The organism is Paenibacillus catalpae (assembly GCF_900112695.1).
Lineage (GTDB): Bacteria > Bacillota > Bacilli > Paenibacillales > Paenibacillaceae > Pristimantibacillus > Pristimantibacillus catalpae.
The window spans coordinates 1,540,661-1,555,088 of the sequence record NZ_FOMT01000001.1; the positions used below are offsets into that span (position 1 = coordinate 1,540,661).

17 protein-coding genes are annotated in these 14,428 nt (G+C 45.7%); 6 read left to right on the forward strand and 11 right to left on the reverse strand.

Going from position 1 to position 14,428, the window contains the following annotated elements; all coding sequences use genetic code 11:
• Window positions 1–31 precede the first annotated feature (31 nt).
• Both BM200_RS06635 and BM200_RS06640 read left to right on the forward strand, forming a co-directional pair.
• Window positions 32–844, forward strand: coding sequence for an SDR family NAD(P)-dependent oxidoreductase (locus BM200_RS06635; protein ID WP_091182834.1), 813 nt, complete (start codon window positions 32–34; stop codon window positions 842–844).
• Window positions 845–1,035: 191 nt separating this feature from the next.
• Window positions 1,036–1,644, forward strand: a complete 609-nt coding sequence (locus tag BM200_RS06640; RefSeq protein ID WP_091182836.1) for a TetR/AcrR family transcriptional regulator — start codon at window positions 1,036–1,038, stop codon at window positions 1,642–1,644.
• Window positions 1,645–2,000: 356 nt separating this feature from the next.
• Here the strand turns inward: BM200_RS06640 and BM200_RS06645 are convergent, their stop codons facing one another.
• The gene (locus BM200_RS06645; RefSeq protein ID WP_091182839.1) at window positions 2,001–2,240 is read right to left on the reverse strand and encodes an SDR family NAD(P)-dependent oxidoreductase; all 240 of its coding nucleotides are present in this window, start codon (window positions 2,238–2,240) and stop codon (window positions 2,001–2,003) included.
• A 100-nt stretch (window positions 2,241–2,340) separates the two neighbouring features.
• On the opposite strand from BM200_RS06645, the gene BM200_RS06650 reads away from it, so the two are divergent.
• Window positions 2,341–2,790, forward strand: coding sequence for a hypothetical protein (locus BM200_RS06650; RefSeq protein WP_139230758.1), 450 nt, complete (start codon window positions 2,341–2,343; stop codon window positions 2,788–2,790).
• Window positions 2,791–2,914: 124 nt separating this feature from the next.
• Here the strand turns inward: BM200_RS06650 and BM200_RS06655 are convergent, their stop codons facing one another.
• The 3 genes from BM200_RS06655 to BM200_RS06665 all read right to left on the reverse strand — a co-directional run bounded on the left by BM200_RS06655 (window position 2,915) and on the right by BM200_RS06665 (window position 4,675).
• Window positions 2,915–3,349: a MarR family winged helix-turn-helix transcriptional regulator gene (locus BM200_RS06655; RefSeq protein ID WP_091182844.1), complete on the reverse strand. Its 435-nt coding sequence runs from the start codon at window positions 3,347–3,349 to the stop codon at window positions 2,915–2,917.
• Between the two features lie 463 nt (window positions 3,350–3,812).
• Complete coding sequence (locus BM200_RS06660; protein ID WP_091182847.1) at window positions 3,813–4,151, reverse strand: hypothetical protein; 339 nt, start codon at window positions 4,149–4,151, stop codon at window positions 3,813–3,815.
• Between the two features lie 203 nt (window positions 4,152–4,354).
• The gene (locus BM200_RS06665) at window positions 4,355–4,675 is read right to left on the reverse strand and encodes a hypothetical protein (RefSeq protein WP_091182850.1); all 321 of its coding nucleotides are present in this window, start codon (window positions 4,673–4,675) and stop codon (window positions 4,355–4,357) included.
• A gap of 29 nt (window positions 4,676–4,704) precedes the next feature.
• Here BM200_RS06665 and BM200_RS29640 point away from each other — a divergent pair, with 29 nt between their 5' ends.
• Window positions 4,705–5,055: a hypothetical protein gene (locus BM200_RS29640; protein ID WP_139230759.1), complete on the forward strand. Its 351-nt coding sequence runs from the start codon at window positions 4,705–4,707 to the stop codon at window positions 5,053–5,055.
• Window positions 5,056–5,403: 348 nt separating this feature from the next.
• Here BM200_RS29640 and BM200_RS06675 read toward each other — a convergent pair whose 3' ends face one another.
• Window positions 5,404–5,763 (reverse strand): TetR-like C-terminal domain-containing protein, encoded by a 360-nt coding sequence (locus tag BM200_RS06675; protein WP_091182854.1) that lies wholly within the window; start codon window positions 5,761–5,763, stop codon window positions 5,404–5,406.
• Window positions 5,764–5,842: 79 nt separating this feature from the next.
• Here BM200_RS06675 and BM200_RS06680 point away from each other — a divergent pair, with 79 nt between their 5' ends.
• Window positions 5,843–6,046 carry a C4-dicarboxylate ABC transporter gene (locus BM200_RS06680; RefSeq protein ID WP_091182856.1) on the forward strand — a complete coding sequence of 68 codons (204 nt, stop codon included), beginning with the start codon at window positions 5,843–5,845 and terminating at the stop codon, window positions 6,044–6,046.
• A gap of 243 nt (window positions 6,047–6,289) precedes the next feature.
• Here BM200_RS06680 and dgoD read toward each other — a convergent pair whose 3' ends face one another.
• From dgoD to BM200_RS06710, 6 genes are all read right to left on the reverse strand, one after another.
• Window positions 6,290–7,438: a galactonate dehydratase gene (gene dgoD / locus BM200_RS06685; protein ID WP_091182858.1), complete on the reverse strand. Its 1,149-nt coding sequence runs from the start codon at window positions 7,436–7,438 to the stop codon at window positions 6,290–6,292.
• A 123-nt stretch (window positions 7,439–7,561) separates the two neighbouring features.
• Window positions 7,562–8,971: a YfcC family protein gene (locus BM200_RS06690; RefSeq protein WP_091183563.1), complete on the reverse strand. Its 1,410-nt coding sequence runs from the start codon at window positions 8,969–8,971 to the stop codon at window positions 7,562–7,564.
• 4 nt (window positions 8,972–8,975) lie between these two features.
• Window positions 8,976–10,175: a M20 family metallopeptidase gene (locus tag BM200_RS06695; RefSeq protein ID WP_091182860.1), complete on the reverse strand. Its 1,200-nt coding sequence runs from the start codon at window positions 10,173–10,175 to the stop codon at window positions 8,976–8,978.
• Window positions 10,176–10,354: 179 nt separating this feature from the next.
• A complete protein-coding gene (locus tag BM200_RS06700; protein WP_091182861.1) occupies window positions 10,355–11,239 on the reverse strand; it encodes a LysR family transcriptional regulator in 885 nt (294 codons plus the stop codon).
• Window positions 11,240–11,259: 20 nt separating this feature from the next.
• Entirely contained in the window at window positions 11,260–12,477 is a 1,218-nt protein-coding gene (locus BM200_RS06705; protein ID WP_091182864.1) for a glycosyltransferase family 4 protein, read from the reverse strand.
• A gap of 92 nt (window positions 12,478–12,569) precedes the next feature.
• Window positions 12,570–12,821 carry a YolD-like family protein gene (locus tag BM200_RS06710; RefSeq protein ID WP_091182865.1) on the reverse strand — a complete coding sequence of 84 codons (252 nt, stop codon included), beginning with the start codon at window positions 12,819–12,821 and terminating at the stop codon, window positions 12,570–12,572.
• A gap of 182 nt (window positions 12,822–13,003) precedes the next feature.
• Between BM200_RS06710 and BM200_RS06715 the strand changes: the two genes are divergently transcribed.
• Window positions 13,004–14,395, forward strand: a complete 1,392-nt coding sequence (locus tag BM200_RS06715; RefSeq protein ID WP_091183565.1) for a catalase — start codon at window positions 13,004–13,006, stop codon at window positions 14,393–14,395.
• Window positions 14,396–14,428 lie beyond the last annotated feature (33 nt).

Here is a 14,428-nt window from a genome sequence, read left to right on the forward strand (position 1 = left end):
AAAGCTTCATAATCCAAGGAGGAATTATATTATGAGTAAAGTATGGTTTATTACTGGCACCTCAACAGGGTTCGGTCGACAATTCGTAGAGCAGTTGCTTCAAACGGAAGATAAAGTTATTGCAACTGCGCGTAACTTAGAAGCAATTCAAGATTTCAAATCTATTTCTCCTGATAAAGTGAGTATTGTAGCGCTTGATGTGACTGACAAAGAACAAATCAATACCGCCGTTCAAGAAGCTGTTGATCGATTTGGTAGGATCGATGTAGTAGTTAACAATGCGGGTTATGGGCTCTACGGTATGATTGAAGAATACTCCGATGAACAAATTAGAAAGCAATTTGATGTCAATGTGTTCGGAGTATTGGATATTATCCGTGCAACGCTTCCTATTTTAAAGAAACAAAATTCAGGACATTACATCAATTTTTCATCCTTTTTCGGAACTTGGGCAATGCCGCCGTTCAGCCTCTATGCTGCATCAAAATTCGCAGTCGAAGGGTTTTCCGAAGCAATGGCTATTGAACTAGCCGGATTCGGCATCAAGACAACAATCGTTGAACCAGCCGTGTTCGCTACCGATTTTTTGGGACATTCACTTGAACATACCGACAGAAAACCTGAATATGATTCTATATACGAAGCCTATAACGAAGGGATATCTTCGTTAAAAATAGGCGATCCCGTCAAAGCTGTGAAGACGATTATCGATATGATTAACAGCGAAAATCCTCCTCTTCATTTCCCTGTTGGTTCCTTTGCATCTCACAGTATCCGTAACGCTTTTAACAAAAGAATCGAAGAAATTAACGCTTGGGAGAAATTATCGATTGAAGCTGATTGAATGATGAACCCAACCTATATAGACAGTTCTGAATCATAAATGAATAATTACATTATTTTGGCGCCGATACTCCATCGGTGTCATTTTTTTATTAAGAATGTTTTTATTCTGTCTTCGTTGATTTTTTTTGTTTCAACCATTTATGTTAAAATAAATGAATGTTTGGACTTGGATTTGAAACATGTTCTTGAATGGAGGGAAAGAAAATCCGAAAAGGTGAGAAAACAAAGCACAGTGTTATTGAAAAAACTGCACTATTACTTAACCGCCAAGGCTATTTAACTACTTCTCTAGCTGAAATTACAAATGTAACAGGCTTGCAAAAAGGCGGGTTATATAACCATTTCAAAGATAAAGAAGAACTCATGGTGGAATCATTTAAGTATTGCTGTGCTCTCATTGATGAACGAATTAAGTTAGCTCTCGAATCGGAAACGACTTCTATTAATAAATTAATCGCTTTCGTTAAGCTTTATTGTGGATTGGATTTCCCGGGAGGTTGTCCCATTGCAAATGCGGCCGTGGAAGCAAGTTCGGCTTCAACTTCCTTATTTCAACATGCTCAAGAAGCAATGAATCAATTGTTGAACATACTTGAAAAGATTATTATTACAGGTATATCTAAGAAGGAAATTCAACCACATATTGATCCTGAAGAGACTGCTTTATTTATTCTTTCGTCTGCTGAAGGGGCGTTATTGATGTTAAAGCTTTTCCCTACCAACTCATCCATAACGGTTATAAAAGATCAACTTATCCGATATATAAATGATGACTTAAAATTTACTGACAACACCTAATATTTATGTATTAAAAAAGTAAGGGGACGATAAAAAATGCACCTCCATTATTAGTCGTTTCTAACAATGGAGGTGCATTTTACATTTAGATCGGTTGCTTTTTTATTTTATTAAATTATACCCTGAATAGAATGAGGTTCCAAATATTCAAGCATCCGGCCATCGGGATGTCGAACTATAATTAGAGTCCCAACCGGATTCCAATTACGGCGAATTCAAGCTCAAGCTCTGGCGCCTCCCATCGTATCTCAATAGGCTTGCCGGTTAGTTCACGATAAAAAGGCAACGCCTCATCCAACTGATTTACATGTATTGTTACATAAACGTCTTTGATCTCCATAGTCTTAAACCCTCTGTTAAATAGCAAAGCGAACGCCCGTTAATTCTACGCTTACGTTCCATAATCGGATGGCGTTATCGGGATCAATGGCATATGAAAAAACACCTGAGGCAAATCGAGTCTCCGTTACGCTAGCGATATCCATTCCATCGCAATAAACGCCGCCCTTATCATTTAGCTTCGAGCCGGTCGCACACCATACAATCGTGGCCGCTCCTTCGGTAAGGGTCTTGTTCTCATCGTTAGGTGGAAGCAAGGGACATGATCATCCCTTTTACCGCGAGAGCATTGAACGAGCAACCGACGGAGAAGTTGAAACGATCTTTCTGGATGACATTACAGGGAAAGATGATGTCGTGAATGAGGCCGCTCAGCGTTCCGATATCATTATCACAACCTTAAATCATGCGGAGGAAGTTAAAGCTCTTTTTGCGCGCCTCCACGATAAGATTGTTGTGATCGGGGCAACAATTGACTCTTCGCTGCTGCTTGAAATCGCCAGACTGAAGCAAGGCAGCCATGTGGCCTTTGTTTGTTTGGGAAAAATCGGAGGAGAATGGATGGCCAGTCGGATTCGGGAAGCCGGTATTAGCGACCTCCACTTCGAAACCATAGGGTTAAATGAACGCGAAAGTTTTAATGTTGACGCTCAGGGCTTGGATAAAATTTATGCCTCTACGGCCGTAGTTTCAGAGCTCAAAAAAATGTATCCGGATAAAACGGAGCTATTTCCGATGAAACTGGAACAAAGCAGTGAAAATTTATTATATGAACTCGCATCACAAACAAAATCAAGAGGCAGTTAGACTACTGCCTTGATAACTAGTTATATTCTCGATATACGAATGAACCTTCTTCTTCCTTCAAGTCTGACATTGACAATAAATTAGCAGCCGATTTTTTTCGGCTGCTGTTTTTGGTGTATTCAACTCAGTCTTTCGAATTGCTCCGTACCGATTGATGGGTAACTTCAAATGAAGTGAGATCAATTTGAAGATCCTGAAGCTGCTTCAAATGCACATCCGATAAAAGACCCAAGAGCTCTGTGCCTTTATCCGTTAATGCAATAAGAACGCTTCTTGCATCTTCTGGATTAGGCCGCCGCCTGATCAGATTTGATTTCTCGCAGCGGGACACTAACCCAACACAAGCATGGTGTGTAATCCTCAGCTTTTCAGCCACCTCAGAGATGGTTGCGTAATCACGTCCTGGATAGCCTTGAATGACAAGCATTAATTGGTGTTGTTGCGGGGTTAGACCTACCTCCCTTGCAGCGTTTTCACTGAAGTGAATAAATACACGCAGCTTATACCTAAAATTCGCCAACTGCTCATATAAGGATTTGGTTAAGTTTTGATTTGGCATTTATACATGCTCCTCTACATATTTATATCGTATTACGATACAAATTCCAGAATTCAATCCATTCAGATTTGGGGATGATTTCATGAAAGTAAGTGAGGCTTTTAAATCCATTTCCTTCGGATTTATTGTTTGCTATTTTTGCTGTTGGTCTGTTACCCTTCTTAGTCGTCTACAGCACAGCAGAGTTATATGGATTGATGGAATATTATGAATGGGGAGGAACGCCTTATCTCCTCCTGTTACCCAGATTGAAAAAGAATACCAAAAAAAAAGCAGGTTGATTATTCCTTTTTATATTCCAATTCATATTCAACTATTCTGTCTATTCATTGAGAATAGGCAGCTGGTCACAATAACAGGCGAAAGTGTGATGATTGTGCTAGTAGCGAGAACCCATTACCACAGCATAAACAGCAGCTGATTTAATGCCAGCTGCTGTCGTTATTGATTTATATAGCTTTATTTAAGAATTTGTACTCTTACCAACAACTGTTTTTTTGTCCAAATCAACAAAAACCATAAGATTACCAGAAGAATGTGTTTCAGTATGATTAAAAGTAACTATGTAGACTTCATCTAAATTATAGTTTTCAGCAATTACCAACTCTATTTCATCATTCACGGATACTTTTTTTACAATTGAATCTTTAAGGCTTGCCGGTATCCGTTCCTTTTCTTCATCAGTCAGGCTACCAAATGCTATCATCTCGATTGGAATGACATTATTAGATTCAAACATGCCACAACCAGCCATAGTTAATGCTAAAAAATGCAGTATTGTAATAAACCTTAATTTTCGCAAATTATCCCCCCGCATGCTAAATCTTAGTTTCTTCTTTGACGAATAATCGAAAAGCTTTGTTGCGTTATACTCCCCTTTTGCTTAAATAACTCGTACTATTTCGTGGATGCGCAACCGTATACAGATTCTTGTCCTAATACGGCTATTAAAAACAAATCAGCGTTACCGTTATGACGGTAACGCTGATTTGTTTACATTTATAATCACCCTGCGCACTGGTCTATTTCAGCGATCGCCTTTTGCAGGACTGCGTTCAAGCCGGCTCCAAAATGTCCCGCTTTCACGAATGCGATCAGATCCGGCTTCCATATAACGCCGTCCGCGTCGAAATCGGCCTTGGGATTGTAATGGAGCTGCCCTCTCTTCGTCCCGAAGGTGCGCAGGAATTCAATGGCATCCTTCCCGTTGACCTGACCATTGCCGTCTAGGTCAGCCGTTGGTGCAGGGTCCGTTCCAGGGTCCGTACCCGTTACCTCGTACCACGTGGTACCGAGATAGACCTGCCAACCGTCATTCCAATGCACGTTCGCTTGTTCCGTGACGATCCGCTCGGATGGCAGCCTGCCATCCTCTTGCAGACGGCTCAGCCAAATGCCTCGCGGAGGGCGCAGCTACGCAAATTACGCCTAATGACGGGTTCGCCTACCGCTCACCGGTCATGGACGGCGGCGTGCTGCTCTATGCGCGGAATAACCTTTCGACGAACAGCTCCGCGCTCGTCGTTGAGCGGGATGGCGCTGCGGCGGATCTTGCCGGCGCATCTTCAGTGGCTGGGGCCATTGTTTCGACAACGGGTACCTGGGAGTTGACCGTAACGCGGACAAGGAAGCGATCGGGCACGAAGGAATTAGCCGTCGGAGTCTCTACCACCAGTCGCGGTACCGAAGCGGCGCGTGCCGGCTGAACTAGAATGCTGAAGAGGCCAAGCAGCAGCAGGACGGCCATCGCTGCTTTCGCGAGCCGCCCTCTATGATTGATCCTGGTGTTCGAATTCTCCATTCTTTGATTTCTCCTCCTTATCATTCGGAACGTAGTCCTGCATCTAAAACGCAGCAAACGAAGCCCCGAAAAAAAGGGGAACTTCTCCTTTTGCCCATGCAAGACTATTATGCCTGTCCGAAACGGGGGGCGTACATAGGGAAATACCACTATTTGGAAGAACCATTTTACAGGGCCTAAGGCGTCACGGCAGCGGGACTATTCGGATGCACGGGCGAGTGACAAGATTCGACTTCTGTTGAAGCGCTGCTCGTTATGCCTCTCCCTTCAGTCCAAAGGTCTGCAACGGACCGAAGGTGGCCATGCGGGTCAGCAACAAAGCCATCTCTCGAGGTGAAATCTGCATACCGTGTTCCAACCAGTGCTGAATGACACCTAAATTTGCGGATGCCAAATAAGCAATAATGAACTCGCGCGGCACCGTTATTTGTTCGGATTGAAGCAAGGACAACTTATTAAATATATGCTTTTGCATAATCTGTCTCACTTGGATGGGATAAGCGGGATCACCTTTAGGTCCTAAGAGAACTTTGAAAAACACGGCATGCTTGGTAAAGAATTCGAACAATTCCAGAAAAACGGGATGAGGCTCGTTACGTGCGGCACATTTCATGATGTGACATACCTACCTTGCTTTTTCAAAAAGCAATTGTTTGATTAAATACAAATCTAATTTGATGGAGATGTTGAAGATGAATGTAAATGAAATGACAGGAAAATGGCTTGGCTGGATCGGAATAGTGTTAGCGGTTATCGGGTTTTTCTACGCTCCCGTATGGATGGGCACCATTGCCATTATCCTTGGACTCGTTTGTTTAGTTACTCCTAAAAAGGGATTGGCGTGGTGTTCGATTGGTCTCGGAGTCATTGCGTGTATCCTTCCATTCTTAATGTAATGAAACCCGATACGCAGTAACTGTTTAAACAGGTAGGTATGTGACATCATGGCAACCCTTGCACAGCAAGGGTTCTTTGATTTTCGGGCAACGGCTTTGAATAATTTTTGTTAAAGCATAAAGGAGCTCCAGTTACGGAGCTCCTTCATTACAATAGCATTTTATTTTTAACCATGATCAAATGAAATTCCTCATCTATCTGCCGCAAGTCTTTTCCGCTTTAATCCCTTTATATTTCATGACCTACCATTCCGCAATACTTCCGTCTTTATGGCGCCACACCGGATTTCTCCAGTTATGTCCGACTTCGGCCATTTTTCTAACATAGTCTTCGTTAATTTCGATCCCGAGCCCTGGTCCTTGCGGAATCGTAACATGACCGTCCTTGTAGTCAAATACGGTTGGATCCGTCATATAGTCCAGCAGATCACCCGTCTGGTTGTAATGGATGCCAAGGCTTTGTTCCTGGATAAAAGCATTATGGGCAGTCGCATCGACCTGCAGACAAGCGGCCAGAGCAATTGGCCCGAGCGGGCAGTGAGGCGCGAGCGCTACGTCATAGGCTTCAGCCATGGATGCAATTTTCTTACATTCGGTAATTCCGCCTGCATGCGACAAGTCCGGCTGAATGATATCCACTACCCCGTCGCTCAATAGCTGCTTGAAGTCCCAACGCGAGAACATCCGCTCGCCGGTAGCGATAGGAATGGAGGTATGCTTGGTTAGTTCCTTTAAAGCCTCGTTATTTTCCGGCAATACCGGCTCTTCAATAAACATCGGGCGATAAGGCTCCAATTCCTTTGCCAGAATCTTGGCCATTGGCTTATGGACACGACCGTGGAAGTCGATGCCGATACCAATTGATGGACCACAAGCATCACGTACGGCTGCAATCCGGGCAACAGCTTCATCAATCTTGTCATATGAATCGATATACTGGAGCTCCTCTGTTCCGTTCATCTTCACCGCTGTAAAGCCGGCAGCTACGATTCTCTTCGCTTCTTCAGCCACTTCGGCAGGCCGGTCCCCGCCAATCCAGGAGTAGACACGCATTGTATCCCGGCATGCGCCACCCAGCAGCTGATAGATGGGAGCATTATAGAATTTGCCTTTTATATCCCAGAGAGCTTGGTCAATTCCTGAGATCGCGCTCATCAGAATCGGGCCACCCCGGTAAAATCCTGAACGATACATCATTGACCAATGATCTTCAATCCTCATCGGATCTTTGCCAATCAAATATTCCATTAACTCGTGGACACAAGCTTTTACCGTTTCTGCACGTCCTTCTACGATTGGCTCGCCCCATCCCGTAATTCCTTCATCCGTTTGAATCTTCAGGAACAGCCAGCGCGGTGGAACTTGGAACAATTCATAGCTTTGGATTTTCATAATGTCCTCCTGGAGTGTGTGTTTGAAACCGCTTCAAATAACATATTCTTCAATCACCCTGCCATTTCCCTCCTCCTGCAAAAAAGAAAAACGTGCTCGTCTAATTAGACGGCACGTTCATTCTTAATAATTAATCATATGGGCGATGACGATAAGAACAGCCCCAATGACGAACCACATACACATGAGCGGCCAGAAAAACTTGACCCATTTCTGATACGGAATGCCTGACACAGCCAAGCTTCCCATCAGCGCTGATGAAGTTGGCAAAATCATATTCGAGAAGCCATCTCCAAGCTGGAAGGCAAGAACGGTAGTCTGGCGCGTTACGCCGATAATATCCGCAAGCGGCACCATGATTGGCATCGTTGTTACCGCCATGCCTGTACCCGATGTAATAAAAATGTTCATGACATTTTGGAACAGGTACATACCAAGCACCTGAATTGGACCTGGAAGCTCGCCGACCAAGGTGGACAGACCATAAACAATCGAATCGATCACGCTGCCTTGGTCCAGAACTACCATAATTCCACGTGCGAAGCCGATAATTAACGCACCATACGTAATGGCTTTTGCTCCCTTAACGAACTCCGCAGCAATACGGCTTGGTCCGTAACCGGCACAAAAACCGCTGACGATACCCATCGTCAAGAACAACGCAGCAAGCTCCTCCATCCACCAGTCTTTCTTGGATACACCCCAGACGAGAGCTGCAAAGCCTGCGGCGACAACGATAAGCGTCAAATAATGCTTAAGCTGCATGCGGGGAAGCTTATTAAGATCGAGTTCCTTCGTTTCCACTTCCCTCTCGAGCTCGCTAACGAGGCTCTTCTCCGGATTGCTGCGCACCTTGCCGGCATAACGCACGAGATACAAACTCGTTACGGTGATCAAACAGACGAGCAAGATGATCCGCAACCAGGCTCCGGAAAACATCGGTACTTCAGCTATTGCTTGTGCCAATCCTACGTTAAACGGATTCAGAATACCGGCTGTAAAACCGCAAGAAGCACCAAGCGATACCATAGCTGTACCTGTCAGTGCATCAAACCCAAGAGCCCTTGCCACGGCAATGCCAATCGGGACAAATACCATGACCTCCGTAGACATCCCCATCGTAAAGCCTGCTACGGAGAACAACAGGATGAAGATCGGGATAACCCATCTGCCTTTATTGGCAAAATTCCTCGCAACACGGCCCGTTAATGCCTCAATCGTCCCTGTCGAGGAAATGATCTCGAACGTACCACCGATAATCAGGATAAAAAACACGACGTCCGCAGAATCAATCAGTCCATGTACGATGGCCTTCGGAATACTCACAATACTGACGGGACTTGCATCAACCTCATGATAAGATTTCGGTACAACCAGTGTTTTTCCAGTTGCCGCATCCTCTACCCGGTCAAATTCGCCAGCAGGGACGACATAGGTTAATGCCGCTGCGACGAGAACGAGGAAAATGAGAATAACATACGTATGAGGCATTTTAAACCACTTGCGGGATGCTGTTTTTGTCGGGTCGTTCATTGCCTTATCCCCCATTTTTTTGTTTCTTCCACTGCTCAAATTCGTCACGCACGACTCTGAAGGCTTCTTTGTCGGTACATAAGTCATATGCGGTCATCGCAAGAGCTTTAGCTGCATAATTCAGCTCTATCATTCCTTCCTCCGATCCTGCTAATAAGGCAAATTCCGGAGTATGCGTATTGGCATCACCTAACCGGATGTAAGGATGGATAACGGCAGTCATCTGACTGACATTTCCAATGTCCGAAGAACCAACGCCTCCCTTCTGCGGCGGATCGCAAACCTCAAGCCCAAGCTCATCCTCCAAATTTCGGGCAAACAATCTTGCTAATGCTTTATTATTGTTCCGCTCTGCATAGATCAGACCTTCGGTAATGTCGACCGTTGCCCCTACACCTTCTGCTGCGCAGCGGACTGCCCGGTATACCTTTTCTCTGACGGTTTCCAGCTCCTGCACCGTTGAAGCTCTTAGAATAAATACCGCTTCTGTCAGCTCCGGCACCACGTTAGGCGCATCTCCGCCTTTTGTAATAATGCCGTGGATCCGTACGTCTTCCTTCATAAACTGCCGCAGCGAATTGATCGCCACATATGCGTTAACAAGCGCATCGAGCGCGCTAATGCCTTTTTCCGGCGATGAAGAAGCATGCGCCTGTCTCCCGTGGAACGTAAACGTTGCGTCAACACACGCCAGTGCGCCGCGAAGCACCATCGTTTTATTCTGAGGATGGACCATCATGGCCGCATCAACGTCGTCAAATACGCCGTCATCGCACATAATGATTTTTCCTCCGCCTTCCTCTTCAGCAGGTGTTCCTAGCACAAGGATTTTGCCCGGCAGCTCGGGAAAAGTATCCTTTAGCGCCAAAGCCGCTCCAACTGCAGCAGTTCCGATGAGGCTATGGCCGCAGCCATGTCCCAGACCTGGCAGCGCATCGTACTCCGCAAGCAATGCGATTGTTGGTCCTCCCGCTGACCCTTCCCAGGTTGCCCGGAACGATGTCTCCAAACCTGAAATGCCTTTCTCCACTTCGAATCCGGCTTCAATCAACGGCTCGGTGAGCCACTGTTGAGCCTTGTGCTCGTAAAAGCTAAGCTCCGGATTCGAGTGAATATTCAGCGACAGCGCCCGCAGCTGTCCGTCTCGCTCGTCAACTGCCTGTGCAATGCGGCGCTTAATTTCGTTTTCTGTATGCATGCTCATGAATTTCCCACCCGTTCTACTAAATCCGTATATTTATGCATCAATATGTATCAAATAATAAGGAAACATGCCCGATAAGTACAATTAATTGTTTTTTGGGGGACTGCATAACAATTTTTATGGTCTTTATTCAAAATGAAAAGCTCTGCTTCAAATAAGAAGCAGAGCTTTCTGTATGTTTAATGCTCGGATTTCATAAAATCAACAAACTTGTCTACGATCGCAAGCTCTCGCGTATGCTCCCGGTACAGCATCCAGGTATTCCGGCGGATTGATTCCCCGTTCTTCAGCTTAAGTTCGAGAGAATACACTCCATCCTCCGGTGTTACGAACACTCCTGGAACGATGGAATATCCTAGTCCTTGCTTGACCAATTCCTTGCAAGTCTCATAGGCATCTGCCTGCATCGCAATCAACGGAGGGACGCTGTAATGCTCATGCCACCATGTTTGTATGGTTTGACCAAGCGAGGAGGCTGCAGCGCGAACGACCTTCGACTTCGGCTCACTATACAGAATTTGCGGCAGCTCCGGTAATTTATCCAAATCAATCGGTTCACGGGAGATCAGGCAGATAGGCTCATCGTGCAGGAGATACTTTGCTTCCGGCCATTGATAATTCCCGCGGACGATGCCCACATGGATCTCCTGCTCCGTTAACAAATCTAGAATTTCCGCGCTTAACGCGCAAGTCACATTAAATTGCACCTCGGGATACAGGTCCTTGAACTTCCGCAGCAGCGGCGGCAGCTTGTATAAGCCATAATAGCTGGCTACGCCAAGACGAAACGTGCCTTTTACCTGACGGCTCATGTTAAGCAGGTAATCCTTCATGGCGTTCATCTCATCCCGCATCTTTTTGGCAAAGGCGGCCAGCGCTTCACCCTCCGGAGTCAAGTAAGTTCCCTTCGCATGCTTCATGATGATGGGAACTCCAAACTCACGCTCCATTTGCTGGATCCGGTACGTTAATGCAGGCTGCGTCATATATAGCCTCTCCGCTGCTTTAGTCAAGCTCTGCTCCTCGGCCACATACTGCAGAATTACCGCATCTTTCTCATTCAAACCAAACAGGCTCCTTTAACTTAATCAACTGATAATATTGCATCTATCTCTCCGCATAATTTCACCCAGTCGAAATGCTCCCTGGCATCCTGCTGCGTGCTATAGCAGACATCTTTAAGCAACTCCCCATTATTGCAGGCGCCAATCAATCTATGCGCTAATTCCCTATAATCACCTACAGCGTGGAGTGAGCCATAATCCAAAAGGCGATTTCCTTGTTTATAGGAATCCTCCAGAAGAACAAATCTACGTTCATGCTTGGTGACAGCTTCCCGGCTAGACTCTATATCTGATGTAATGAGATAACAGCCAAACGCTTTTGCCTCAGATACGACATGGGCGGATGCTTCATACAACGATGGCAGCGCAAAAATCTTCGCGCGGCGATACCAGTCTTGAAGCTGGTGTTTATCTTGAATAAATCCGGTAAGAACGATCCTGTCTTGCAGCTCCGGATTTGCCTGCAGAAACGCCTTCAGATGAGGCTGGAAAGCCTCATCAACACCCCCAATCAATACAAGCCTCCAGCTGTCAGGAATGGACAATGCGGCTATTTTAAAGGCATCCAATAATTGATCGGTTGCCTTAGCATGATTGCCTAAACGACCGACGGTTAGAATCAGATTCTCTTTTTCCTCAAACCTGATGTAGGAATCTATTTCCTTACCAAACGAATAAGAGCCGTTCGGAATGTAGTGAATGGGAACAGACCATTTCCGTCTGATATATTCGACCATTGATTCGCTGCTGATCAAATCACATTGTCGCAGGAACTGTAGAAAATAATCATTTAACGGTGTCCGATTAATCCAATGGATATTAGCATCCAGCTTTAAATAAACTTTACCCTTTGGATTAAGCTTCTTGTAACGGTCTACCGCCGCATAATAAAAAGGATAAAACCCGAACAAAAACAATATATCCATATGTGCTGCATGATCTTCTATGTATTGAACCAAGTCTTTGCTGCAATCATGAACATTGGCTCCAAATATCGTCTCAAGGGCGCGGTCCGGATGATAAGTGAACGCTGCTTCCAAATAGTTAAATTCAACATTTTCCTCGAACATGTTCAGGGAAGGCCAGGTAATAGATTCATCGCTAGGTTTATAGGTAACATATACCGCTTTATAGCCGTAATATTTCTGCATGAGATACGGAATAATCCCTACATCTTTCGTTAAGAGCGCATCGGTCAAACATGGTGCCAGCAAATAAAAGGTTTTTCTCTCCCTCATGACACACCTCTATTCTAAAATGCACGCCGCAGCACAATCCCCTACTTTATTCGTAAAATCTTATGGTCGTTTCGATTGGAATATACCGATTCCTAATCCCTCGGATAACTCACGCTCATAATGTCCATGAACGGCACTTTATCCAGCCCGGAAGTGGTTTCGATATGCACTCTTCCCGTTCTGGAATCCATCGTCTTGATGATTCCTCTGACAGACTCTTCTCTTCCCCAGACCGTCAGAAGAATGGTAGATTTTTCGTAGAAAGCTTCGCTCAATTGATTCCCGATCTCTTCTAATACAAACTCGTCTCTCGTAGGACGTTTTGGCACTTTTGCTTTAGCCATATGATAGATTTACCTCCAAATCAGCCTTCTTATTGTTGTCCAATCATAACACATTCTGAAGGCGTTGAAGATAGTCCCAGCATTTTACTCCAGCTAAGAGAATACATATAAAGGTGGATAGATTCTGATTCGGAGGTTGAACCATGGATAATAATCAAGGATTGCCTGAAAATAATGCCCCGATGCCAGACAAGAAGCCAGTTAAAAAGGAGCATCCTCACGGGCTATCTCCCTCGCAATGGGGCGCCATTGACAGTCCGGCAACGCTTCATTCGCAAACAGTTGGCGCACGCGGCCCGGTGCTGGAACAGGATAGTGTGTTGCATGAGACGATGGAGACCTTTATACATACCAAAATTCTGGAGAGACCCGTGCATGTCAAGGGCTGGGGGGCGTTTGGCTACTTCCAGACCGTGCATTCCATGGCTGAGCATACAAAGCTCTGCTTCTTGCAGCAGCCTGGCTATCAGGTTCCGGTAACGGTAAGATTCTCTCTTGCGGTTAGCAATAAAGGGACGCCGGATACGTCACGCAATGTGCGAGGATTTGCCACCAAGTTCTACACGGATCAAGGCGTCTTCGATATGGTGTTCAATCATATTCCGGTCTTTCTGGTCAGAGACCCGATGCGCTTTCCCGAGTCGATAAGAGCCTTTGAGCCTTCGCCAATCAACAACCTGATTGATCCGGAACGGTTCTGGAGCTTTATTGCAAGAGCACCGGAATCCACTCATTTTGTATTATGGCTGTATTCCGACGCCGGTACCGTCAAGAGTCTCCGCCACATCCCTGGTCACAGCGTTAATACGTATGTGTGGAGGAATGCGCAAGGTGTCCGCACGTATGTCAAATATCACTGGATTCCGTATGCCGGAGTCCAGCACATCGATCGTCAGGAGTCTGCCGAGCTGAGCTGTCAGAATCCGGATTATGCCGGTCAGGATTTATATGACACGATTGCTGCCGGAAAAACAGTTGAGTACGGCCTGTACGTACAGCTGATGGATCCAGCCGATGAAGCGAGACTCCCCTATGATCCACTTGATGACACGAAGATTTGGGATGAAGATCAGTATCCACTTCTGCCGGTCGGCAAGCTGGTCTTGAACAAGAATCCTGACAATTACATGGAACAGGTCGAGAAGCTGGCTTTCTCCCCTTCCAATCTGCTGGAAGGCGCCGAACTGTCCGATGATAAAATGCTGCAAGGACGCGCAAACATTTATTCCGATTCACAGCGCCATCGGATCGGATCCGACTTCCGCAAAGTGCCGATCAACCATCAGGCGAATTGGACTCCCGGATCGATGCAGACCAGCGGCAACGGCAGATACGTAGAAGGACATCTGGTACGGTCGGAAATTCCGAAGCCTGACGATTTCTCGCAAGCCGGTGACTATTACGACAGACTGCAGCCTGTTCAGAAAGATCACTTGGCAGAGAATCTGGCACTTGATCTTGCAGGCGTATCCCCAGAAACGCAAAGCATTGTGCTCAGTTACTTAAACAAAGCTTCAACCGAATTAGGTGAACGCGTAGCCCGCCAGATTCAGTCTCTGACTGACAAGAAATAGCGAATAAAAAATCCGTTCCCTGCCGGGAACGGA

What these genes read in the sequence shown, in the direction of transcription:
- BM200_RS06635 (WP_091182834.1), top strand. Translation starts at nt 32, where the DNA reads ATGAGTAAAGTATGGTTTATTACTGGCACCTCAACAGGGTTCGGTCGA.
- BM200_RS06640 (WP_091182836.1), top strand. Translation starts at nt 1,036, where the DNA reads ATGGAGGGAAAGAAAATCCGAAAAGGTGAGAAAACAAAGCACAGTGTT.
- BM200_RS06655 (WP_091182844.1), bottom strand. Translation starts at nt 3,349, where the DNA reads ATGCCAAATCAAAACTTAACCAAATCCTTATATGAGCAGTTGGCGAAT.
- BM200_RS29640 (WP_139230759.1), top strand. Translation starts at nt 4,705, where the DNA reads ATGGCAGCCTGCCATCCTCTTGCAGACGGCTCAGCCAAATGCCTCGCG.
- BM200_RS06675 (WP_091182854.1), bottom strand. Translation starts at nt 5,763, where the DNA reads ATGAAATGTGCCGCACGTAACGAGCCTCATCCCGTTTTTCTGGAATTG.
- BM200_RS06680 (WP_091182856.1), top strand. Translation starts at nt 5,843, where the DNA reads ATGAATGTAAATGAAATGACAGGAAAATGGCTTGGCTGGATCGGAATA.
- dgoD (WP_091182858.1), bottom strand. Translation starts at nt 7,438, where the DNA reads ATGAAAATCCAAAGCTATGAATTGTTCCAAGTTCCACCGCGCTGGCTG.
- BM200_RS06690 (WP_091183563.1), bottom strand. Translation starts at nt 8,971, where the DNA reads ATGAACGACCCGACAAAAACAGCATCCCGCAAGTGGTTTAAAATGCCT.
- BM200_RS06695 (WP_091182860.1), bottom strand. Translation starts at nt 10,175, where the DNA reads ATGAGCATGCATACAGAAAACGAAATTAAGCGCCGCATTGCACAGGCA.
- BM200_RS06705 (WP_091182864.1), bottom strand. Translation starts at nt 12,477, where the DNA reads ATGAGGGAGAGAAAAACCTTTTATTTGCTGGCACCATGTTTGACCGAT.
- BM200_RS06710 (WP_091182865.1), bottom strand. Translation starts at nt 12,821, where the DNA reads ATGGCTAAAGCAAAAGTGCCAAAACGTCCTACGAGAGACGAGTTTGTA.
- BM200_RS06715 (WP_091183565.1), top strand. Translation starts at nt 13,004, where the DNA reads ATGCCAGACAAGAAGCCAGTTAAAAAGGAGCATCCTCACGGGCTATCT.